21 protein-coding genes, 1 other RNA gene and 1 riboswitch are annotated in these 23,540 nt (G+C 54.7%); of the genes, 17 read left to right on the top strand and 5 right to left on the bottom strand.

All coding sequences use genetic code 11. The features are described from left to right. Positions 1–455: 455 nt before the first annotated feature. Positions 456–583, top strand: a riboswitch (molybdenum cofactor riboswitch). 97 nt (positions 584–680) lie between these two features. The 4 genes from KP626_RS03960 to KP626_RS03945 are packed head-to-tail and all read left to right on the top strand — an operon-like array spanning position 681 to position 4,970. Beyond that, complete coding sequence (locus KP626_RS03960) at positions 681–1,799, top strand: ABC transporter substrate-binding protein (protein WP_395978546.1); 1,119 nt, start codon at positions 681–683, stop codon at positions 1,797–1,799. Positions 1,800–1,817: 18 nt separating this feature from the next. Continuing rightward, a complete protein-coding gene (locus KP626_RS03955) occupies positions 1,818–2,891 on the top strand; it encodes a FecCD family ABC transporter permease (protein ID WP_395978544.1) in 1,074 nt (357 codons plus the stop codon). Positions 2,892–2,908: 17 nt separating this feature from the next. Then, positions 2,909–3,658: an ABC transporter ATP-binding protein gene (locus tag KP626_RS03950; RefSeq protein ID WP_395978542.1), complete on the top strand. Its 750-nt coding sequence runs from the start codon at positions 2,909–2,911 to the stop codon at positions 3,656–3,658. Positions 3,659–3,674: 16 nt separating this feature from the next. Then, complete coding sequence (locus KP626_RS03945) at positions 3,675–4,970, top strand: substrate-binding domain-containing protein (protein ID WP_395978540.1); 1,296 nt, start codon at positions 3,675–3,677, stop codon at positions 4,968–4,970. A gap of 197 nt (positions 4,971–5,167) precedes the next feature. Here the strand turns inward: KP626_RS03945 and KP626_RS03940 are convergent, their stop codons facing one another. From KP626_RS03940 to KP626_RS03920, 5 genes are all read right to left on the bottom strand, one after another. Then, on the bottom strand, positions 5,168–5,842 hold the full coding sequence (locus KP626_RS03940; protein WP_395978538.1) for a DNA-3-methyladenine glycosylase family protein: 675 nt from the start codon (positions 5,840–5,842) through the stop codon (positions 5,168–5,170). 135 nt (positions 5,843–5,977) lie between these two features. After that, positions 5,978–7,144, bottom strand: a complete 1,167-nt coding sequence (locus tag KP626_RS03935; RefSeq protein ID WP_395978536.1) for a S1C family serine protease — start codon at positions 7,142–7,144, stop codon at positions 5,978–5,980. A gap of 42 nt (positions 7,145–7,186) precedes the next feature. Beyond that, positions 7,187–7,621: a universal stress protein UspA gene (locus KP626_RS03930; RefSeq protein ID WP_395978534.1), complete on the bottom strand. Its 435-nt coding sequence runs from the start codon at positions 7,619–7,621 to the stop codon at positions 7,187–7,189. 122 nt (positions 7,622–7,743) lie between these two features. Beyond that, on the bottom strand, positions 7,744–9,525 hold the full coding sequence (locus tag KP626_RS03925) for an ATP-binding protein (protein WP_395978532.1): 1,782 nt from the start codon (positions 9,523–9,525) through the stop codon (positions 7,744–7,746). Beyond that, entirely contained in the window at positions 9,525–10,208 is a 684-nt protein-coding gene (locus tag KP626_RS03920; RefSeq protein WP_395978530.1) for a response regulator transcription factor, read from the bottom strand. Before KP626_RS03920 ends, KP626_RS03925 begins: the two co-directional genes overlap by 1 nt. Positions 10,209–10,591: 383 nt before the next feature. On the opposite strand from KP626_RS03920, the gene KP626_RS03915 reads away from it, so the two are divergent. From KP626_RS03915 to KP626_RS03855, 13 genes are all read left to right on the top strand, one after another. After that, positions 10,592–11,788, top strand: a complete 1,197-nt coding sequence (locus KP626_RS03915) for a phosphoglycerate kinase (protein WP_395978528.1) — start codon at positions 10,592–10,594, stop codon at positions 11,786–11,788. Positions 11,789–11,848: 60 nt separating this feature from the next. Next, positions 11,849–12,604, top strand: coding sequence for a triose-phosphate isomerase (gene tpiA / locus KP626_RS03910; RefSeq protein ID WP_395978526.1), 756 nt, complete (start codon positions 11,849–11,851; stop codon positions 12,602–12,604). Positions 12,605–12,630: 26 nt separating this feature from the next. After that, on the top strand, positions 12,631–14,169 hold the full coding sequence (gene gpmI, locus KP626_RS03905; protein WP_395978955.1) for a 2,3-bisphosphoglycerate-independent phosphoglycerate mutase: 1,539 nt from the start codon (positions 12,631–12,633) through the stop codon (positions 14,167–14,169). Between the two features lie 58 nt (positions 14,170–14,227). Next, on the top strand, positions 14,228–14,650 hold the full coding sequence (locus KP626_RS03900) for a hypothetical protein (protein ID WP_395978524.1): 423 nt from the start codon (positions 14,228–14,230) through the stop codon (positions 14,648–14,650). A 147-nt stretch (positions 14,651–14,797) separates the two neighbouring features. After that, positions 14,798–15,040, top strand: a complete 243-nt coding sequence (secG, locus tag KP626_RS03895) for a preprotein translocase subunit SecG (RefSeq protein ID WP_395978522.1) — start codon at positions 14,798–14,800, stop codon at positions 15,038–15,040. 56 nt (positions 15,041–15,096) lie between these two features. Further along, complete coding sequence (rnr, locus tag KP626_RS03890; protein ID WP_395978520.1) at positions 15,097–17,193, top strand: ribonuclease R; 2,097 nt, start codon at positions 15,097–15,099, stop codon at positions 17,191–17,193. Next, a complete protein-coding gene (gene smpB, locus KP626_RS03885) occupies positions 17,194–17,664 on the top strand; it encodes an SsrA-binding protein SmpB (protein WP_395978518.1) in 471 nt (156 codons plus the stop codon). A 189-nt stretch (positions 17,665–17,853) separates the two neighbouring features. Then, complete coding sequence (locus tag KP626_RS03880; protein ID WP_395978516.1) at positions 17,854–19,104, top strand: diaminopimelate decarboxylase; 1,251 nt, start codon at positions 17,854–17,856, stop codon at positions 19,102–19,104. A gap of 141 nt (positions 19,105–19,245) precedes the next feature. Continuing rightward, positions 19,246–19,595, top strand: a transfer-messenger RNA (tmRNA) gene (ssrA, locus tag KP626_RS03875). 520 nt (positions 19,596–20,115) lie between these two features. Then, positions 20,116–20,475: a DUF1622 domain-containing protein gene (locus tag KP626_RS03870; protein ID WP_395978514.1), complete on the top strand. Its 360-nt coding sequence runs from the start codon at positions 20,116–20,118 to the stop codon at positions 20,473–20,475. A gap of 772 nt (positions 20,476–21,247) precedes the next feature. Next, complete coding sequence (locus tag KP626_RS03865) at positions 21,248–21,739, top strand: PTS system mannose/fructose/N-acetylgalactosamine-transporter subunit IIB (protein WP_395978512.1); 492 nt, start codon at positions 21,248–21,250, stop codon at positions 21,737–21,739. A gap of 49 nt (positions 21,740–21,788) precedes the next feature. Further along, a complete protein-coding gene (locus KP626_RS03860; RefSeq protein ID WP_395978510.1) occupies positions 21,789–22,586 on the top strand; it encodes a PTS mannose/fructose/sorbose/N-acetylgalactosamine transporter subunit IIC in 798 nt (265 codons plus the stop codon). Next, positions 22,579–23,403: a PTS system mannose/fructose/sorbose family transporter subunit IID gene (locus KP626_RS03855; RefSeq protein WP_395978508.1), complete on the top strand. Its 825-nt coding sequence runs from the start codon at positions 22,579–22,581 to the stop codon at positions 23,401–23,403. Before KP626_RS03860 ends, KP626_RS03855 begins: the two co-directional genes overlap by 8 nt. Positions 23,404–23,540 lie beyond the last annotated feature (137 nt).

Here is a 23,540-nt window from a genome sequence, read left to right as displayed (position 1 = left end):
GATCTCCGACTCTAAAGGCCGAAGGTTCGAATCCTTTCGGGTACGCCAGCGGCAGGTTGCCGCATCCAATACCGCAATTTACTTGGGTGGATTGCGGTATTTTTGTATCCGTTAGAGAATCTCCATATCGTAAAATTCTGTCAGCAGCCAGGCGCTGAAAAAATTTGCAAACCCATAGGTGGTTTGCGAACTTTTTTGTATTCTGAAAGCCATGTTTGTTGAAAGCCTTTTTTCAAAGCTGGCCTGCGCTATTCGTATATTTCATGTTTTTTGTAAGTTGATCATGCCTTTCGATTGGCTCTATGTGGGACTTTTAAACGATTTTTTGTTGACTTACACCAAAACCGCATGCACCCAGCCTGTGATAAAAAGCAAAAAAAGCATCCTGCAAAAACTTGACAATTATTGGAGAATATATAAGAATACACACGAATTAAGTCCAATAAACAAGTGAATAAGCGTCTTATCTTCGAGCCATCACGCCTAAGGGGTTCTATGGGGTGTTGGCCGGCCTTAAAGGCAAAGGGTTTCTTTGGAAACGAAGCAGCCTTCCAGTATGAAAAGAAGATGGTGTTTGCGCTGTGATGGGCTTGAGCTCCGCTTTCAAACCTACATGCAATGATAAAGCATCCGTCTTTCTTAACAGAAGGGCGGATTTTTTTACGATGAGGAGGAGAATCATGAAAAGAACTCTTGCACTGTTCCTGACCATGTGCCTGGCCCTTACCCTGTTTGCAGGGTGCGGCAGCGCACAGACCAACAGCAACGAGACCCCGGATGACCGTTCCGTTACGGTAACCGACATGAGCGGGGATTCCGTGACCATCGAGGGTGAGGTTAAGAGCATCATCAACCTGTGGCCCGCCGGAACTTCCTCGTTCTTTGTGATGGGCGCTGGCGATCTGGTAAAGGGCCTTGCCGTTAACAGCACCGGCACTATGAGCGCCTGGACCCAGTACTTCTATCCGGAATCCGTAAACATCCCCGCTCTGGGCGGCACCACCCCCTCTGTGGAGGAGCTCATCAACCTGGAGCCTGACTTGGTTATCATCCATCCCAGCACGGCCAAGGATGGGTTTGCCGAGCAGATCCGCAAGGCCGGCATACCCGCCATCAATATCAACTTCAGCGACTATGAGAGTATGATTGAAGCCTACACCATTCTGGGCAAGGTATTGGGCGGAGACTATGAGAAAAAGCTGGCGACCTGGTGCGAAGAGGTGGAGACCAAGCTGGCGAAATCCCGGGAGCTTACCAAGGATATCCCCGAGGATGAGAAACCCGTGGTCTATTACATCGCCGGCCAGGGAGAAAGCCTTGTGACCACCATGGCCCAGAACTCCATCATGCAGGATTGGGTGGAGTCCAACGGGGGCATCTATGCCGCCAAAGCGCTGAATCTGGATTCTACCGAGGTGACCGCGGAGCAGATCTTCCAGCTGGATCCCGACGTGATCATCGTGGGCGGCGCCTACCAGCATGTGCTGGTTGACCAGCTCAAGAACACCGATGGCTGGAAGGATCTGAAGGCCGTAAAGAACAACCGCGTATACACCAATCCCTATGCTTGCTTTAACTGGGATCGCTTTGGCCTGGAGAGCAACCTGCAGATTGAATACGCGCTGATGGCCATCCAGCCGGAGATTGCCGCAGAAAACGGTATTGACCGGGAGTATATGGTGAAGCGCATCATCGAGTTCTATAAGCAGTACAACGGCAAAGAGCTGACCGCGGAAGAGGCCGGCTATATGCTGGACGGCTTGAAGCCCGATGGTACCGCTGAAATTCCTGTTCAATAAGCAATGAAACGATTGAAAGTGAAAAGTGTTAAGAGCCTTCCCGAAAACGGGGAGGCTCTTGACAAAAAGTCTCTTAATATCTCAGAGCGCCGGTACCGGGTGGTTATTTGGGGTGTGGCGGCGGTTCTGGGGCTGGTTTTTGTGGCGTCGCTTTCCATAGGGCGCTATGGCATCGGTTTTTTTGATACCATAAAGATTCTGCTTTCCCGGCTATTTCCCATCCAGCAAACTTGGCCGGATATGGCAAGCGCGGTGGTCTTTGAATTTCGGCTGCCTCGGACCGTGGCGGCCATGTTGGTTGGATCTGCACTGGCCCTTTCCGGTGCGGCCTACCAGAGCATCTTCAAAAATCCCATGTGCTCGCCCGACCTATTGGGGGTGTCCTCCGGCGCTTGCGTGGGCGCCGCTGCCGCCATCCTTTTGGGAGGGGGGAGCGTTTTAATTCAGGGCAGCGCCTTTATGGGAGGTATTTTAGCGGTGGCCATTACCGTGATGATCCCCAGGCTGATGCGAAACCAATCCACCACCGTTTTGATTCTTTCCGGGATCGTGGTAAGCAGCCTGATGTCCTCGGTGATGAGCATTCTCAAGTTTGTGGCGGATACCGATACCCAGCTGGCGGAGATCACCTACTGGACCATGGGTTCCTTTGCTACCGTGACCTTTTCGGACATGCTGCCCGTGCTTCCGACCATTCTTGTTCCCGTAGCGGCGATTCTCCTGATGCGCTATCGGCTCAACGTGCTTTCCTTGGGAGAGAATGAAGCCCGATCCCTTGGGATCAACATTCAGGCGGTCAATGGAATCTTTATCCTATGCAGCACCCTGATCACCGCCAGCTGCGTATGCCTTTCGGGAACCATCGGCTGGGTAGGATTGGTGATTCCCCATACCTCCAGGATGATTGTGGGAGCGGACAATAAAAAGATGCTGCCCATCGCCCTCCTGCTGGGCGCGGCGTTTATGGTGCTCATCGATCTTTTATGCCGAACCCTGACGGCGGCGGAGCTTCGGATTGGCATTTTGACGGGCATCATAGGAGCGCCTTTCTTTATCATGATTTTGATCAAGCAGAGTAGGAACTTAAGATGATTTTAGAAGTAAAAAATTTGAGTTACCGTTACTATAACAGCCGCACTATCTTCCACGATGTCAGCTTTGGCCTGTCCAAGGGGGAGGTGCTGTCCATCCTGGGGACCAACGGCGCGGGAAAATCCACGCTATTGAACTGCATTGCCAATCTGTATCGGCCGCAGAGCGGAGAGATTCTCCTACATAACAAGCCCATGACGGAAATGCATATGCGAGATGTGGCCAAGGTGATCGGGTATGTGCCCCAGATCCACACCCCGGCTTATGCCTATACCGTTAGAGAGTTTACCGTTATGGGGCGGACGCCCTACATCGGCGCCTTTGCCAAGCCCAAAAAGGAGGACTACCGTATTGCCGACGAGGCTTTGGAACGGATGGGAATCAGCCATTTAAGCAACAAAGCCTATACGGAGATCTCTGGTGGAGAACGGCAGCAGGTGACCATAGCCCGGGTGATCGCCCAGCAGCCCCAGCTGATCCTGCTGGATGAGCCGACCGCCCACCTGGACTATGGCAACCAGTATCGGGTAATGCAGATGATCAAAAAGCTTGCTGACAAGGGCTTTGCCCTTATCATGACCACCCATAATCCCGATCACGCCATCCTCCTGGACGGAAAAGTGGCCATTTTAAACCGGGAAGGGCTGCTCAGCGTTGGATTGGCAAAGGAAACGCTGCAGAAGGAGACCCTTTCCACATTGTATGGATTGAATATCAAGACCGTATACGATGAGGACGCCAAACGGAATATTTGCGTCGTATGCTAGCAAGAGGGGAGAACTTATGGAGAATTACAGAGCGTATTTAAAGGAACTCAAGACCACCACCCTGTTTCAGGATATCCCCGATGAGGAGCTCATCGCTCTCCTGGAAGCGATGCAGCCGAAGATCGTTATGCGCAAAGCGGGGGAGCCCATGCCGCCCATGCCGGAGGGAACCTTTAAAATGGCCCTTCGCGCTACGCCGGATCAGGGGATCGTACCCAGAAAGTTCAAATACGATATGCCTAAGTTTGGGGAACCAGGCATGTTGATGGCGGAGATCCCCACCTATTCCAGAATGTTTGAGGGGCTAAAGCGCCGGCCAGGGGGGCCTATGCACAAGCCTACGCCCATCGATTATGATCTGGAGATGCTGGAGTTTACCGAGGGCATGATGACGGCCTTTTATGGGGAGCAGCATGCCCATGCCCAGGGCATCATGCTGCGTAACTTCCTGGGCATCCTAGCGCAGAAGGTCTGCGATGTACGCCATGAGCTGTTTTTGATCCGCGACGCTCGGGATATGTTCCAGGAGACGGACAAGACCCTGCAGGTGTTTACCGCCGGCGTGGCAATCGGCGTGACAAAGGAGGCCATCCAGCGGTGGAATTTAAAGCATCCGGAGCTCCAGGCAGAGATGCATCCCGGCGGATCGGTGGACTTGATCCGGCAGGTTTTGGCGGGGGAACGGTGCGATGTGCTGATCTTAGCCGACGATACCAATATTGAGTCCATGCTGATGCCCAAGTATGCCAGGGGATACAAGGTGTTTGCCGGAAACAAGATGGTCATTGCGGGCAAGGGGATTAACAGCGAAAACTGGATGGAGCGGTTATTGGATCCCAGCAGTACTTTCAGCCATACCAACCCCTATGGCGATCCCAGCGGTTACCGGGCCATTATGACCATCCTGCTGGCCGATCGGCTAAAGAAGGGGTTGGCCCATCAGTTGATGAGCCATCCCGGTCATCTGGGGATGGAACACGACCCCGCGAAGGGGAAACTGATGCCTGAGGCCGACTATATGTTTACTTACTATTCCGGGGCGAAGGCTCGCGGGGGTGACTTTGCGGAGCTTCCCGAGAGCATCGATCTTTCCAGCCAGGATCTGAAGGAGGAGTATGCCAAGGTGAGCTTTGCGGTGGATGACGAGAATACCGTTTACGGCGCTCCCATCGTTCATGCGCTTACCATTCCGGAAACCGCAAAGTTCAAAGACGCCGCCAAGGAGTTTGCAGCGCAATTCCTGGCGTCCGACTTCGCGGCGTTCCATTTCCTTCCCAGGACAGAGACCGTTGGAGAGGATATTTTGAAGTAGGATTCGTGATGCGCAGACCGCCCGCCGGGATGGATGCCCTGGCGGGCGGCCTTATTTGGGAGAAGGGACGGGAACGGTCGGTTCCTGTTGGGAAAGAGGGGGATGATTTTCCCTTGCGCATCCCATTAACATGAAGCCCCTCTGGATGTTGGAAACGCCCCCGCAAAGCAAGGGCGGGACAGGGGGAACGGAGACAGTTAAAGAGGAGAAAGCGAGGAAGATGATTTCCCCGTTTTTGCCGCTTTCGGGGCGTAGTCCTTCATGTTGGGGATCGCACCGCCGGCCACCGCCCAAAGATAAAGGCTTGCGACGCTGCAGTAGGGGCTGAATCTACGCCGATACTTTTCGAATAGGCTGCGGCTGACTTGTCGATGATGGTATACCATTCTGATGCCACGATGAATCGCCAGGTCGCCATAGCTCAATACGTTGGGACGCTGCATACAAAAGAGCAGAATCATTTCGGCGGTCCAAAGGCCTATCCCGCGTAAACTCATCAGGTCTTGAATGGCTTCTTCATCGGATTTGTGATAGATGCCCGTTAGATCGAAGGCTCCGCTTTTGACCCTTTCCGCAAAATCGACGATATATTGGGCTTTCCGAAAGGACATGCCGAGGGACTGCAAATGCGTAACGCCAGCATCCAGAATCGTATCGGCCTGGACGATGCCGCGGTCATCCTGTACCCGTTTCCAGATCGTGGCCTGTGCCTTGGTGGAGATCTGCTGGCCTACAATGTGATGAACGACGGAGGAAAACAAATCGGGATCAACCGCGCGCTTTACCATGCCGACTTGGTCTATGACGTCCCCAAGTTTGGGATCCTTTTGTTTCAGATATGCGATTTCCTTTTCTCCATATTGAAAATACATGGAAGCTCACTCCGTCCATTCTGGATACGCTTGATCATATGATATCACGAATGTGACAAGCAATGGCCCGCCGGATCCCGGCGGGCCATTGGCTGCATTTGGGGATGCAAAACCCATTTTGTGCGTTTGTTTTGTCTACTCGTAGCTCATTTCGCTCATGTCCCCAATGGTGACGGAGAGCTCCAGCTGAGCATCCTCCCGCTGGATCTTCAGGGTGACCTGATCCCCGATGGATTTGCTTTTGATGGCGGCGAGGAAGGCGTCGTTATCGGTTACATCCTGGCCATCCACCTGAAGGATGATGTCCTGGGCCTTGACCCCGGCCTGACTGGCAGGGCCGCCGACCACCACCCGATCTACCACCACGCCGGCCCGGAGGCCATTGATTTCGGCATCCTCGGGACTTACGGTGTAGACGACGATGCCGATTCCGGGACGGCTGATTTTGCCGTGCTGGATTAGGTCGTCGATGATGCCTCTGGCGTAATCGATGGGGATGGCGAAGCCGATGCCCTCGGAGGAGATGGCGTTGCCGTATTGGTCGTATCCGCTGATCCGGGATTTTAGCGTGTTGATACCGATGAGCTCGCCCTTGGCGTTGAAAAGCCCGCCTCCGCTGTTGCCGGGATTAATGGCGGCGTCGGTCTGGATATAGGAGATGGTGACGCCGTCGGTATTGATCTCCCGGTTCAGGGCGCTGATATAGCCCACCGACTGGGAGTTGCCCAGCTGGCTGCCAAAGGGATTGCCAATGGCGATGGCCATCTCTCCCACGTTGAGGCTGGCGGAGCTGCCCATCTCCGCTACATGGAGGCCGGATTTTTCAATCTTTACCACGGCTAGGTCGCTGGAGGAATCCACCCCGATGAGGCTGGCCTTCATACGGGTGCCATCGTTAAGGGTGACATAGATGCTCTTGGCGCCATCCACCACATGGTTGTTGGTGACGATATGGCCTTCCGCGCTGATGATGACCCCGCTGCCGGTGCCGGATACCTGCTCCCGTCCGGCGTATTTGCCGATGGCGGACACCTGGGTGATCTCGATATACACCACGGTATCCATGCATTTCTGGGCCACGGCTACGGCGGGATTCTCGTATTTATCCAGGTTGATGGTGGTCTGGCTGGGATTCTCCGGGTGGGGGGAAGCGGAGGGGCCCGCCGTATCCCCATACCCCTTGAAGAAGATCGACAGAATTAAGCAGGCGATGAGCACCCCAACCAAAGCGGAGCAGATGGCGGTGGTAAACAGAGGCCAGAACTGGCTTTTGCGGGGCTGGGGCGCGTTGTTCGGTTCCATATGGGGATATACCTCCTATTGATCCCGCGACGCGGGGGAAGCTCATAGAGCTTTCCGGTATGATTCTTTATTATAGTCCAAAGGACGGCCCTTGCGATAGCCGGTTTTTCCGCCTTTTTTATCCACCACATGGAGATTGGCCTGGGTATGGCTTAAGAGAGAATCCATAAAGCCGCCGGCGGAGAGATCTCCTTCGCCCAGGACCACATCGGTGGCCCGTTTTTTCTCCAGAAAATCCAGGATGGTGGGGAGTACGTCGTTGTTGTAAAACACCGTCATCTCCGCACCCACGTCCCGAGAGGCGGAAAAAAGGTATTCCAGGGCCTCGCCGCAGCTGCGGGGGGCCACCTTTAAAGGCACGACGCTTAATACGTGGAGATCCAGGTCTTTTTCCCTGGAAATACGGCTGCCCTCGTGAATCAGCCGAACACAGCTCTGTTGGTCGGTGACACATACCACAACGGACTGTCGGTTCATTTGGGGCACACCTCCTCAAACGTTAGGTATTATACCGGTAAAATAAGGCAACACTGTGGCGAAACCATTACCCTGGGTCCCAAGATATCATAGGCAAAGGGGGGCCGTAGGTCAAACGCTTTTTATTGGGGGTCCGCTCGCCGGACGGTAAAGGTGAAGGCGGCGCCGTGGCCCGGCTCGCTTTTAACCCAGATGCGCTGGCCGATGAGCCCCAAGGCTTTTTGGGCGATGGACAGCCCCAGGCCGGTACCGGGGCTGGCGTAGGAGGTATCGGCCTTGTAGAACCGGTCGAACACATGGGGCAGGTCCTTCTGGGCGATTCCGCAGCCCGAATCCTCCACCGTGATCCGGATGGTGGTTTCATCCCAAGCGGCGGAGTATTTGATCCATCCGCCCCGGGGGGTGAACCGCAGGGCGTTGTCGGTTAAAATCACCAGCACTTGGTCCACCCGGTCGGGGTCGGTCAGGGCCCGGGGACAATCGGTAAAGCTTTCGTCCACCATAAGGGTGACGCCGCTTTCCCGGGCGGTCTGCTGGAATACCTCCAGGGATTCGTGGACCAGCTCCAAAAGATTTACCCGGATGATGTCTGCCCGACCCCGTCCTTCCTGAAGGCGGGACAGCTCCAGGAGGTCGTCGATGAGGCGGCTTAGGCGCTGGGACTCCTTTAGAATGAGGCTGTAATACCGCCGGCGGTCGGCCTCCTCGGTGAGAATATTGTCGTTGAGGGTTTCGGCCAAACCGATGAGGGAGCTGACGGGGGTTTTCAGCTCGTGGGATACGTTGGCCACGTATTCCCGCCGGGTCTGTTCCAGCCGCTCGGATTCCGAGATATCCGAGAACAGCACCACCACGCCCTCACATTCCTCTCGGGAATTGAGCATGGGGGAGAGAATGACCCGGATCATCTTATCGCCGCAGACCAGCTGCTTGATGGCGGAGCTGCGGGTGCTGATGATCACGTCCACATCCGTAAGGGCGCGGGTGAGGAAATCGGTGCTGCGAAGCTGGGAGATGGGCATGCTTTCGTCACACCCCATCAGGTTGTATAGGGCGGGGTTTGCGTGGGTGATATTGCCGTCCACATCTAGGGCCAGGATGCCCTCGTTGAGGCCGTCAAACAGCTGCATCAGGCGGTTGCGCTCCAGGATGATGGCGGTCATGCTCTCGTCCAGCCGCGCGGCCAGATAGTTGAGGGTGCGGCCCAGCTCGCCGATTTCTCCCCGGATGGTCTCGTTTGCCCGGGCGGAGAAGTCCCCTCCGGCAATGGCAAGGGCGACTCCTCGCATCTGAACGATGGGGCGGGTGATGACCCGGGAGGCGAAATAGGTGAGGAACAGCATGACAAAAAACACCGTCAACAGGCTGATAAACAGGGTGATATTCAGGCTCTGGAAGGCGGCGTTGACCTCCGCCAGGGTCTTGGTGAGGAACACCGCGCCGATGACCCGGCTTTCCCGATAGATGGGAACGCCCACAAGAAGGCAGTTGCCCCGGCCGTCCCGAAGATCCGCGGTGGTGGTGACCACGGCGCCGGACAGCACCGTATCCCGGTAGGGCTTCAAAAGGGTAAGGGTGCTATCGCTGGGCAGGGAGCTTTCACCTTCCCGCTGGGTGTAGAGGATGGTTTCGCTGTCCCGGAAAAAGGTATACATATAGGAGTTTAGGATGGATTGCTCGGAGCCCAGCACCTGGGTTAGGACATCCATGCTGATGTTGCCCAGCATGTATTCGTTGACCAGGTCCGCGGCAGCCCAGGCCCGTGGCAGCAGCTCCTGCACCTTGGCCTTTGCCACCTTGCCAGGGGTTACCACGGCGTAGATGCCGGCAATGAGGATGGTAGCCATGGCGAGGGCCATGGCTACCATGGAAAGGATTCGCTTTAAAATGAAGTTGCGGCCCATCAGGATACCTCGAACTTATAGCCCACCCCGTAGATGGTTTTGATGGAGAAGTCGGGATCCTCGGGAAGTTTATGCCGGATCCGCTTGATTTGGGTATCCACCGCCCGGGTATCCCCGAAGTAGTCATAGCCCCATACCTTATTGAGGATGGTCTCCCGATCGAACACCTGGCCGGGATGGGAGATCAACAGGTTGAGGATCTCCACCTCCTTGGGGGTGCAGATGACGGGCTTTCCATCGTAGAGGACCTCATACTTGGCCAGATTTACCGAGAGCTTGCCGGCCCGGACGATGGCACCCTGGCTTTCCCCCTGGGGATCGTTCTTTCTCCGGAGCACCGCTTTGATACGGGCTACCACCTCCCGGGGGGAAAAGGGTTTTACGATGTAGTCGTCGGCGCCCAGCTCCAGGCCCAGGATACGATCCACCTCTTCTCCCCGGGCGGTGAGCATCAGTACGGGCACGGTGCTCACCTTGCGGATCTCCCGCATGACGTCGATGCCCGACAGCTTGGGCATCATAATATCCAGGATGATGAGATCCGGATCCTTTTCCCGCCACAGGCGGAGGCTCTCCTCGCCATCGGTGGCGGAGAGGAAGGGGAAGCCTTCGGATTTTAAGTACGCGCCCAGGGTCTCGTGAACCACCGGGGAATCGTCGCAGATCAGGATTAGGTTGGTCATAAATGCACCTCGGGTGGGATGATAATCGCTTTCGATCCTATTATATAGAAAGAGGAAGGGGGAAACAATACGGACAGGAAACTGACACAGTTGTTCACAATTTTGACACGATTTTACTATATAGAGGACACATCCTGTGCCTATAGTAAAGATGCAGCAGATAACCAAATACCTCCCCTCCAATTAGAATGAAAGCAATGCAGCAGACCAAAGGCCCCCAGTTGGGGGCTTTTGGTTTTTGGCGTTTTCCACCTGGATCCCTTCAAAAAGAGAAATCTTTCACAAATTGCTTGCTTTTTAACATGGTTGCTATAAAATGGTTGGTGTGGAAGAATGGGCTGATTGTGCCTTCTTGGAACCCAAATGAGACATTTATATAAGGAGTGATCGTTGTGAACAAAGTCAGCATCGAGGACATCGCTGTACAGGGCAAAAAGGTTCTGGTTCGTGTGGATTTTAACGTCCCCATGGATAAGGAAACCGGGGAAATTACCGATGACAACCGCATCACCGCGGCTCTGCCCACCATCAAATACCTCTATGAGCATGGCGCCAAAGTCATCCTTTGCTCCCACCTGGGTCGTCCCAAAGGGGAGTTTAACATGAAGTTCTCCATGGCTCCCGTGGCAAAGCGCCTGGGCGAGCTGGTGGATACCAACGTGATCCTGGCCAAGGATGTTGTGGGCGAGGACGCCCAGCAGAAGGCCGCTGCCCTCAAGGACGGCGAGATCCTGCTGCTGGAGAACGTTCGCTTCCATGCAGAGGAGGAGAAGAACGATCCTGCCTTTGCCAAACAGCTCGCCGATTTGGCTGAGATCTATGTCAACGACGCTTTTGGCACCGCCCACCGGGCCCATGCCAGCACCGCCGGCGTGGCTGCCTACCTGCCCACCGCTTGCGGTTACCTCATCGAGAAAGAGGTTTCCGTTATGGGCAAGGCGTTGGAGAATCCCGACCGTCCCTTCGTCGCCATCCTGGGCGGCGCCAAGGTGAAGGATAAGATCGGCGTCATCAACAACCTGCTGGAGAAGGTGGATACCCTCATCATCGGCGGCGGCATGGCCTATACCTTCCTTGCTGCCAAGGGCTATGAGATTGGCCAGTCCCTCTTGGACGAGGAGCGCATTGGCTTTGCCAAGGAGCTGATGGCCAAGGCCGAGGAGAAGGGTGTGAAGCTGCTCTTGCCTGTGGACACCGTGGTGGCCAAGGAATTTGCGGCTGACGCCGAGCATAAAACTGTGGACAGCACCGAGATTCCCGCCGACTGGCAGGGCTTGGACATTGGGCCCAAGACCCAGAAGCTGTTCCATGACGCCATCGTCAGCGCGGGCACCGTGGTTTGGAACGGCCCCATGGGCGTGTTTGAGTTTGAGGCCTTTGCCGCCGGCACCAAGGCGGTTGCGGCTGCTATGGCCGAGTGCAAGGGCGTGACCATCGTTGGCGGCGGCGACAGCGCTGCGGCGGTGGAGCAGCTGGGCTACAAGGATCAGATGACCCATGTGAGCACCGGCGGCGGCGCCAGCCTGGAGTTCCTGGAGGGCTTGGAACTTCCCGGCATCGCGGCGATCCCCAACAAATAAGGCAACATGCCGGGCCCAGCCCGGTCAACATTGATACATATCATTAGGAGGCTTACGCACATGAGAAAACCCATCATCGCCGGCAACTGGAAAATGAACAAGACCCCCAACGAGGCCAAGGAGCTCATCGAGGCTCTGAAGCCCTTGGTTGCCGATAACAACGACGTGACCGCCGTGGTGTGCCCCACCGCTGCTTGCCTGTTGATCGCCAAGCGGTATCTGGACGGCAGCAACATCCACCTGGGCGCTCAGAACATGCACTGGGAGGAGTCCGGCGCCTTCACCGGCGAAATCTCTCCCCTGATGCTGAAGGAGATCGGTGTGGAGTACGTGATCCTGGGCCACAGCGAGCGGCGCCAGTACTTCGCTGAGACCGACGAGACCGTGAATAAGAAGGTTCTGTCCGCCATTGCCCACGATCTGATTCCCATCATGTGCGTAGGCGAGACCCTGGAGGAGCGGGAAGCCGGCGTTACCGATACCCTGGTGGCCGGACAGGTTAAGGCCGGCCTTGCCGGCGTGGCCCCCGCCGACGTTGCCAAGCTGGTCATCGCCTATGAGCCCGTGTGGGCCATCGGCACCGGCAAGACCGCTACCGACGAGGAAGCCAACCGGGTTATCGGCATCATCCGCAAGACCGTGGAGGAGATTGCCGGCAAGGAAGCCGCTGATGCCGTTCGGATCCAGTACGGCGGAAGCATGAAGCCCGGCAACGTGAAGGGCCTCATGGCGCAGCCCGAGATCGACGGCGGCCTCATCGGCGGTGCTGCTCTGAAGGCTGAGGATTTCTCCGCCCTCATCAACTACCAGAAATAAGGAACATTGACCGGACTTAGGAGGATATCATGAAGAAACTGACGGGATTGATTATCCTGGACGGGTTCGGTATTGGAAAGAAGGATGGCGGTAACGCCATCCTTTCTGCCAATACCCCCAATATTGACAGAATTCTTGCCACCTATCCCCATACCCAGATCGAAGCCAGCGGTCTGGCGGTGGGACTGCCCCAGGGACAGATGGGCAACAGCGAGGTGGGTCATATGAACATCGGCGCTGGGCGCATCGTGTACCAGGAGCTGACCCGGATTACCAAATCCATCGAAGATGGGGATTTTTATGAGAATCCCGTGCTGCGGGAGGCCATCCAGCATGCAAAGGACAACGATAAGGCGGTTCACCTCTTTGGCCTGTGCAGCGATGGCGGTGTTCACAGCCATTTGACCCATGGCATCGCGGTGCTGGAGCTCTGCAAGCGGATGGGCGTGGATAAGGTATATGTCCATTGCTTTATGGACGGCCGGGACGTGGCGCCCACCAGCGGCAAGGGATATGTGGAGCAGCTACAGGCGGCCATGGAGAAGGTGGGCTGCGGAAAAGTGGCTACCGTCATCGGCCGGTACTATGCCATGGATCGGGACAACCGCTGGGAGCGGGTAGAGGTGGCCTACAACGCCCTCACCAAGGGCGAAGGCGACCAGCGGGGTGAGGATGCCCCCGCCATGATCCAGAAGAGCTACGACGAGGGCGTTACCGATGAGTTTATCAAGCCCATCATCGTTACGGAGAACGGCCAGCCGGTGGCAACCGTAGGAGAAGGGGATTCCATCATCTTCTACAACTTCCGCCCCGACCGGGCTCGGGAGATCACCCGTACCTTCATTATGGAGGACTTCGACGGATTTCAGCGGACGTATTTCCCCGTCCACTATGTGTGTTTCACTCAGTATGACGCCACCTTTGGGGACAAGGTCCATGTGGCCTTTTTACCCCAGTCCCTGGACAACACCCTAGGGGAGTACCTGAGCAAGATGGGCAAGACGCAGCTCCGCATCGCCGAAACCGAGAAATACGCCCATGTGACGTTTTTCTTCAATGGCGGCGTAGAGGCGCCCAATCCCGGGGAGGATCGCGAGCTGATTCCCTCTCCCAAGGTGGATACCTACGACTTAAAGCCCGAGATGAGCGCCTATGAGGTGGCAGACCGGGCGGTGGCGCTTATTGGCGAGGGGAAATACGACTTTATGGTGTTGAACTTTGCCAACCCTGATATGGTGGGCCATACCGGCGTGATCCCCGCGGCTATCCGTGCCGTGGAGGCGGTGGACGAGTGCGTGGGCAAGGTGGCGGACGCCATCCTGAAAAATGGCGGCTGCTTCCTTTTGACGGCGGACCATGGCAACGCGGAAACCATGGTGGATGAGAACGGCGGGCCCATGACGGCCCATACCACCAATCCGGTGATGTTGGCCCTGGTGGGGGAGAAGAGCGGTGCTTCCCTCAAGGAAGGCGGCCGGCTCTGCGATTTGGCCCCAACTCTTCTGGAGCTGATGGATGTTCCGCAGCCGCCGGAGATGACGGGCGTATCCCTGTTGAACCGATAACCAAAAGGGGAAGGACCTCGGTCCTTCCCCTTTTTTATAGAGGAGAGAAGGGATTTCGATGCGGGCGAATGAGAGAAGGGTGTTCATTGGCTTTGGCACGGCCATCACCCTGGTGATCACGGCTGTGGTGCTGATTCTTCTGTTTGTGGGCGGAGATATCCACGCGGGGATGTCGGGGGATCGGCTGCGGGTGGATGGGGTCCTGGGCGCGGGCGTCACGGTGGATCTGGACGCCGTGACCGGCGTCGAGCTGCGGGAGGAGCTCGCCCCGGGGAAAAAGGTGTTTGGCACCGACAGCTTTAAGGTGTTTAGCGGCAGCTTTCAGAACGAGGAGTTTGGCCGATACCAGCTTCACATCTACCGGCAAGTTCACCGGTATATCGTGCTTCGGGGAGAACAGACGGTGGTGTTCAACCTTTCTACCCCGGAGGAGACGGAGGAATGCTATAGCACGCTTCTGGAAACCCTAACACGGGAATAACCAGGAACCCATAAACCGCCGGTAAAATGACACAGTACCGGGCGTCTGGTCCTCCTCCGCCAGATTCTCCCAAAGGCCGGGCTTGCAATGGGACATGGGGTATGCTATAATCCGAATGCTATGGATTTTGGGAGGATCGTGAACTAAATGCTGATGACCATTGGAAAAGTCGTTATCTGTATCCTGTCGGCGCTGATCATCGTATTGGTGCTGATGCAGAAACCCAAAGAGCCCGGCATGGGCGCATCCTTTGGGGGGAGCGACACCTTTTTGTCCAAGACCAAGAGCAAGACCTATGAAGCAAAGCTGGATCGCTACACCAAGATCGCGGCAGTGCTGCTGGCCATTGGGTCCTTTGCGCTGGTGTTGATACAGAAATTTGCTGCTTAAGGGATAGGTTCATACGGGGCGCCTGGGGCGCCCCTGTTTTATTATTGGAGAATTCTATGGAAGAAAAATTGTTGAACGTACTGGAATCCCAGGGGATTCCCATGAAGAAGAATGAATTGATGGAGCGGTCCGGCCTTTCAGAGGAAGCCTTTGGGGAAATCCTTGCCCGGCTGGAATTCCAGGGAAAGCTGGTTTATACCAGTAAGGGCAAGGTGGCTCTGCCTCAATGGCTGGGGTATCTTGCGGGAACCCTGTCGGGAAACCAGCGGGGCTTTGGCTTTTTGGTTCCTGACGACAAGAATGCAGAGGACGTGTTCCTTCCCAGTGGCGCCTTGATGGGAGCCATGCATCAGGATCGGATCTTGGTGAAGGTTCGGGGCAGCCGGGCGTACCGGGGCAAGAAGGAGGGAGAGGTGGTCCGCGTCCTAAGCCGCGCCCGGGACAGCGTGGTGGGACGGCTGGAGCGAGGCCATAACGCCGGGTTTCTGGTGCCCGAGGATCGGCGAATCCCCGACGTGTTCATTCCTCTGGAGAATATGGGAGACGGCAGGAACGGAGACCTGGTGGTGGCCCAAATCGTCAAATGGCCCAGCGGCAACCGCAACGCTGTAGGAAAGGTTGCCGAGGTGCTGGGCAAATCCGGCTCCATTCAGGCGTCGATACTGGGGATCGTTCGCTCCTATGACCTGCCCGATACCTTTACAAAGGGGGCTCTTGCCCAGAGCAAAGGGGTGCCGCAGCAGGTGGACCCCAAGCAGAAACGGGGCCGGGAGGATTATCGGGGCCTTACCACCGTCACCATCGATGGGGCGGACGCCAAGGATCTGGACGACGCCGTTTCCTTGGAGGATAGGGAGGATGGCTATATCCTATACGTCCACATTGCCGACGTATCCCATTATGTGACTCCGGGGTGTCCCATGGATCAGGACGCCTATGAACGGGGAACCAGCGTATACTTCCCGGGTCAGGTGATTCCCATGCTGCCTGAGGCCCTTTCAAACGGCATCTGTTCCCTCAACGCCGGGGTGGACCGGTTGGCCCTGTCCTGCCGTATGGAACTGGACCGGCAGGGGAACATCAAAAGCTATTCCTTCCACAACTCGGTGATCCACGTGGATAAGCGGTGTACCTATGAGGATGTGAGCCAGCTGCTGGAGAAGGGGATTACTGTCCCCGGATACGAGGGGGTGGCGGATCTGCTTCTTCGAATGGGAAAATTGAGCGAGATCCTTTCCCGCAACCGGCATGCGCGGGGCAGCATCGACTTTGATTTGGCGGAGACCGATATCGAGACCGACGATATGGGCAACGCCGTGGATATCCGCCGGGCCCAGCGGGGCAGGGCAAACGCTATGATCGAGGACTTTATGCTCAGCGCTAACGAGTGCGCCGCCGCCTATGGCTCCGCCTGGGATCTGCCCTTTTTATACCGGGTCCACGAGGAGCCGGATCAGGTGCGGATGGAGGAGCTTTTTACCATGGCCAAGGCCTTGGGCCTAAAGGCGCCCAAGCTGCGCAACATCCATCCCAAGGCCTTGCAGGTCCTTTTGCGGGAGGCGGAGGATACGCCCTATGCTTCGGTAATGAACCGTACCATGCTTCGCTGCATGAAAAAGGCCCGGTATGCCGACGCCCCATTGGGACACTTTGGCCTGGCTCTTAAGAACTATTGCCATTTCACCTCGCCCATCCGCCGGTACCCCGATCTAGTGGTCCACCGGGCCATCAAGGCGGCCATTGGCCATGGCCCCGGCTGTAAAGAGCTGGAGGCCATGGAGGAAAAGATCCATGCTATGGGGGAGCATACCAGCGCTCGGGAGCGGGTGGCTATGGAAGCCGAACGGGCGGTGGACGATCTCTTAAAGGCTCAATACATGGAGCGGTTCATCGGCCAGCGGTTCACCGGGGTGATCACCTCGGTGGTGGATTTCGGCATCTTTGTGGAGCTGCCCAATACCGCCGAAGGACTCATCCGTATGGCCAGCTTGGATGACGATTATTATGTCTACGACGAGAAGATGCTTCGGCTTACCGGCAAGCGAACCAAGAAAACCTTTGCAATCGGCGACGAAATGGATATTATAGTAAGCGGGGTCAACCTGGATATGCGCCGGGTGGAATTTGTTCCCGCTGAAGGAGGCGGCCGCTAAATGGATCGGAAGAAAAAGGTGATGGTGCAGAACCGCCGTGCCCGCCATGAATACTATGTGGAGGAGACCATGGAGGCTGGCCTATCCCTTTTTGGCACCGAGGTGAAGTCCATCCGCCAGGGAAAAGCAAACCTAACCGACGCCTATATCCGGGTGCGGAATGGAGAAGCCTATGTGGTGGGGATGCATATCAGCCCATACGAACAGGGGAATATCTTTAACCGGGATCCGCTGCGGGATAAGAAGCTGCTGCTCCATAAACGGGAGATTGCAAAGCTCAACGCCAGCACCATGCGAGAGGGGTATACGCTCATTCCCCTTTCGGTGTACTTCTATGGCAATTATGCCAAGATGGAAGTGGGCATCTGCAAGGGCAAGAAACTGTATGACAAGCGGGAATCTCTCAAGCAGCGGGACGATAAACGGGAAATGGAACGGGCGGTGGCCCGGGCTGGACGCAGGGGGGAGTAGCCCCTGGGTTGACAAAAGAAAGGAAAATCCCCGGGGCCCGGGGATTTCTTTTTCCCTATGTGAAAAATTTGTTTCAATTTATGCAAGACGGAGAGGGCAAAACCGTCAATTTTAATTACTTCTTTGTTTGACTGGGCTAACCCCCCATGATACAATTTCGCTATTAAAGTTTTTGTACGGAGGCACACCATGAAGGTACCGGTCTTTACCAAGGAGCAGATCGTCGAGATCATCAAGCAGTATCCGACGCCGTTCCATATTTATGATGAAAAGGGTATCCGGGCTACCGCTCGGGCCCTGAACCAGGCGTTTTCCTGGAATCCTGGGTTCCGCGAGTATTTTGCCGTAAAAGCCCTGCCCAATCCCGTGATTCTGAACATCCTGAAGGAGGAGGGCTGCGGCTTGGATTGTTCCTCCTACACCGAGCTGATGCTGGCAGAGGCGTTGGGCTTTGCGGGGGAGGACATCATGTTTTCCTCCAACGTCACTCCGGCGGAGGAGTACCGGTACGCCCGGAAGCTGGACGCGCTCATCAACCTGGATGATTACAGCCACATTGATTTTTTGAAGGAGAACGGGGGCATTCCGGAAACCATCTGCTTGCGGTATAACCCCGGCGGGGATTTCCAGGTGGGCAACGCCATCATGGGCAGCCCCTGGGACGCCAAATATGGCATGACCAAAACTCAGCTGATGGCGGGTATCCGCAAGCTCATGTCCCTGGGCGCCAAGAACTTCGGAATCCATGCCTTTTTGTCCAGCAATACCACCGATAAAGACTATTATCCCATCTTAGCCAAGGATTTGTTCCATCTGGCTGTGGAGATGCATAAGACCACCGGCGCCAACATTGTCTTCGTGAATCTATCCGGTGGAATCGGGATTCCCTATCGTCCCGAGGACAAGCCGGTGGATATTCTGGAGGTGGGGGACGCCGTCCGGAAGGTTTATGAAAAGACCATCGCCAAGGCCGGCATGGAGATACAGATTAAAACGGAGCTGGGGCGTTTTATGACGGGCCCCCATGGCTATCTGGTATCCACGGTTCTTCACGAAAAGAAGATTTACAAGGACTATATCGGCCTTGACGCCTGTGCTGTCAACCTGATGCGGCCCGCCATGTACGGCGCGTACCATCACATCACCGTGATGGGCAAAGAGGACGAGCCCTGCGATACCCTCTACGATGTGACGGGTTCGCTGTGTGAGAACAACGACAAGTTTGCCATCAACCGGGCGCTGCCCAAGATCGACATTGGGGATATCGTGGTGATCCATGATACCGGCGCTCACGGCTTTTCCATGGGTTACAACTACAACGGAAAGCTCCGCTCCGCAGAGGTTTTGCTAAAGGAGGATGGCAGCACCCAGCTGATCCGCCGGGCGGAGACGCCAAAGGATTACTTTGCTACCCTGGATTTTCTGAATCTGTTTGATTGAGTTTCCCCATACGCATATCCGAGGTAAGAGCGGGCATTCTATGAAATGCCCGCTTGTTTTTTGATTCCATGTTTTGTAGAATCTGGCATATGAATTCTCTTGCGGGTATGGTATAATCTAATACCCGATGGGGCCCTATATGGGGGCGTAATGGTTTCGACGGGGATGGATTGGGCACGGTAAGCGAGCCGCAGACCGCCGGGGCTGCGTTAAAAACCGGCAAATCAAATAATAACTGCGAAAAACGAAGTAGCTTTCGCGGCCTAAGCCGCGACGTTCTCCCTACATGTCCCATCGGGTAGGATAGAACGCCATTAGATGGGGAACAGGTTAGGCTAAGCTTTGCGTCTAAACCGGTAAGATGAAGCTACCAACTCCCTTCCCTCGCGGCATCGAGGAAGGGATGCGGGAATTTGATCGAGCCGCTGCGCTCGGAGAAAACCGTGAACAAACGTCTTCGGACAGGGGTTCGACTCCCCTCGCCTCCACCAGCGGCAAGTTGCCGCATCCAATATCGCAACTTGCTTTTGCGGGTTGCGATATTTTTGTACCCGCAAGTAAAGATCCATATCGTAAGACTGTGCTAAACAAAACCCCAGAGAATAAAGGTTTCTCGGGGGCTTTCTTTTTCAGGTACACACAAAAGTACATAGTTCATTTCTTGATTGCTTTTGAAAACACATCGTCAACGGCATTTGCCACTAATTTTAATTCGCCATTCACTTCAGACCCATGGATGTCATAAATGAGGGCTGTTTTTTTAAGTTGTTTATTGAATTGGTTTATTCTGCTGAGAACATGAAATACGTAGCTCCTTTGCTGCCGCAAATCGAAACCACATGAAGGTTATGACTCAAAAGTTTCTTCGCCTGCGCCTATAATGCCTTTGGATTTCTTCGCTAGATCTGTGTTTTATCTGGAGTGGATTTGATGAAGAAATGGGAAATCGGAATGATTTCCCCATCCTTGCGTTAACAATAGTGAGGAAATCGGAAAGGGTGAAGGATACAGATGGAAGAACTACTTCATCATATTTTGATCCGGGTGGTCAATTTAGCCATCATCGCGTTTGAGTTTATGGGCGTTGGCGTCATTATTGTAGCGGGCGTAGTTGGGCTCGTGTGCTATCTTCGCCGGGATCCGCTTACGCGCTTGAAGTTGGCTAAAGGAATGGCCATGGGCCTTGAATTTAAGCTGGGAAGTGAGATTTTGCGAACGGTGGTAGTGCGGGAGTTCAGTGAAATCGCTATCGTTGGGGCAATCATACTGCTGCGGGCCGCTTTGACCTTTCTGATCCATTGGGAGATCAAAACCGAAGAGACCCACATGGGGACGGATATGGACGAAGGGGAGGGCCAGGAGGAGATCTAAGATGGAAAAGGATTGTGTCTTCGCTTGCGCGGATTTGCGTTGATGGATCAAAGGTTTGGCATCAATAAATGAAAGGGAAAATCAGGTATGGAAAAAATCTCCTTGAAGTTACAAAAGTAAAATAAGAATTTGGAATATTGAATTGCGGAGATGATTGAATGGATTCAGGTGGAGTTTAAAAAGATTCCCATAGAATAGAGGCTTTATCCTATGAAAGTTAGAAATTTCCAATAAAATGGATGACGCAAGTAGCCCAAATAACTACAAAAAATTTTTGAAATTATTGAACTGAAAAAAATATAAAAAAACAATAAATTATTGATTATTTATGTGAAAAATACCAGGTTATTATTGACAATCGATAGGTGAGTACATATAATAAAGTTAATTATAGAGGGATTAAAACGGAGATGAGTCAGAGCGATTTCCGAAAAATACCCTAAAAATAGCGATTATTTTTAGCGCGTTTGATCATAGAATGATATTGGTAGAAAAAGTGATTGGATTTTCCTGGATTATATATGGAAATTTAAAAAACAAGTAAAATGTTTAATTTTATTTGTTTGAAAGAGTGGATGTCTTGTTTGTAAGCGTGCGGTGAACGCACATTGCAATTTTGATGAAAATGGCAAGCGCCCCTTTGCCTGAATACTTCGGGGAAAGTTACCCGCACCGATATCAAACGGTGTAAAAAAGAACTCTAGTATGCGTAATTTTCTCTTTAGGACCAAGCGTCTTTGGTCACTTAAAAAAGGAGGAGGTGAAAAATGAATTGGTAAAATTAATGCGTGTGGATGATCGGATGATTCACGGACAGGTGGCCATTGCCTGGAGCAAGGCCTTGGAATTCAAGGTTTTGATGGTGGCAAGCGACGTGGCTGCTGCCAGCAAGACCCAGACCATGGCGTTGAAGATGGCGGGCCCGCCCAGCAGCAAGACCACGGTGCAGAGCATTGAGCAGGCGATTAAAACCCTAAATGATCCCCGGACCGCTAACACCGTAATTGGGATCATCGTCACCAACCTGAAAGACGCTCTCGCCATCGCGCAGGGAGCCACCGACCAGGTGAAGCGGATCAACTTCGGCAACTACGGCCGCCTGAACGGCGGAGACGTCTCGCAGAAGAAAAAACTCTCCGATAACGTCTACGTGGACGAAGAGGATCTGAAAGTCATTGAAGAGATGAAAAAGACCGGGATTCCCATCGACGTACAGCTGCTGCCGTACATGGCGATGGTTACCCTGGACGACGTGCTCAAGTAAATTCGGAATCGTTTGCACTTTTACATTGAAATGAAAGGGGTTAATTAATTTGAGTGCAGGTACTCTTGCTTTAACCACTGCATTGGTGTACTTGGCTTTTAGTGAGCTCGGTGCATTCTGGGCGCATAACTTTGCGACCCGTCCCATCGTGGTATGCCCCATCCTTGGTTTGATCCTTGGTGACGCGGCCACCGGTTTGGCCCTGGGCGCCTCTCTGGAGCTGCTGTTCATGGGCATCACCAACATCGGTGGTTCCATCCCCAGCGACGTGTTCTTGGCTGGCACCATCGTAACCGCCCTGTGCATCGGCACCAATCTGGACTATGAGACCGCCGTGGTTCTGGCCGCCGCTATCGGCGCCGTATCCGCCATTTGGTCCCTTACCGTCCGTATTGTCTATCAGGGTATGTTCGTTACCATCTTTGAGCGGCTGGCCGCCAAGGGCGATGTGAAGGGCTACAATCGCATGGCCATCCTGGCCAACGCGACCAACCCCATCTTCTCCACCATCCTGGTGTATGCTGCTATCGGACTGGGCGCCGACGCTCTCCAGGGCATCCTGGCTTCTATCCCTGCCTTCATTCTGGATGGTCTCAGCGTGGCTGCCGGCATGATGCCCGCCATCGGACTTGGCCTCCTGATGAACATGCTGTGGTCCGGCAAAGCCTCCATCTACTTCTTCTTCGGCTTCGCCGCCACCGTGTACCTCAACATCAACATGACCTTCATGGTCGTCATCGCTGTGTTTATCACTTTGATGCAGGTTTACAACGAGCTGGATCTCCGTGACCGGCTGAAGGCCGTAAGCGGTAGCTCTTCCGGAGAGGAGGACGATCTCTTTGGCTAATGAAGTCATCGTAATGGATAAGAAACTACGGGCAAAAATCTGGTGGCGCTACGAAATTATGTCGTCTGCCGCGTTTAGCCAGGTTAAGATGATGACCGCTGGCTTCTGCTTCGCTATGACTCCCTGGCTCAAGAAGCTCTACGGCGACGACCAGGAGAAGATGGCCGAGGCCATGGTACGGCATCAGCCCTTCTTCAACTGCACCCCCGAGACCGCGTTCTTCATCCTTGGACTGTGCATGTCCATGGAGGGTGAGTACGCTGCCGATCCTGAGAACTTTGATCCCGCTTCCATCAGCGCGCTGAAAGCCGCTTTGATGGGCCCCCTGTCCGGTGTGGGCGACGCCATCTTCTGGGTAACCGTTCGGACCATCGCCGCTTCCGTGGCCATTACCCTGGCCCAGAACGGCTCCATGCTGGCTCCCTTTGCCTTCCTGGTGATCTATCATGTGATCAGCGAGCCCCTGCGTTGGCTGATGCTGAAGTATGGCTACAGCCTGGGCAACAACTTCCTGGAGATGGCCTACGAGAGTGGTTATGTGGATATGCTCACCATGGGCGCCACCACCATCGGTCTGATCATGGTAGGTGCCATGTGCGCCAACTTCGTCAGCCTGAACACCGCCATCATCCTGTCCGGCTCCGGCGAAACCGCCCAGACCCTGCAGTCCGCTCTGGACAGCATCTTCCCCAAGTTGCTGCCCCTGATCGTGAGCCTTTTGACCCTGGCTGGTATCCGCAAGGGCATCAACGTTGCTTGGTTGATCGTGATCATGGTAGTCGTCGGCATCGCTGGCGTGGGTATTGGCATCTTCTAAGCCGATTCCCGAATACATCAAACGGAATAAGGGCTGGCCATGTGCCAGCCCTTTTCTTGTGCAAATTATTTTGTATCCCCTTTGCCAGGGGAAAAAAGCCTAGGAATTCGCATCCGTTTATGATAAAATAACTTATC

This window comes from Christensenella sp. MSJ-20, from assembly GCF_044357945.1.
Taxonomy (GTDB): Bacteria; Bacillota; Clostridia; order Christensenellales; family QAND01; genus QAND01.
This window is presented reverse-complemented; position numbering and strand designations above follow the sequence as displayed.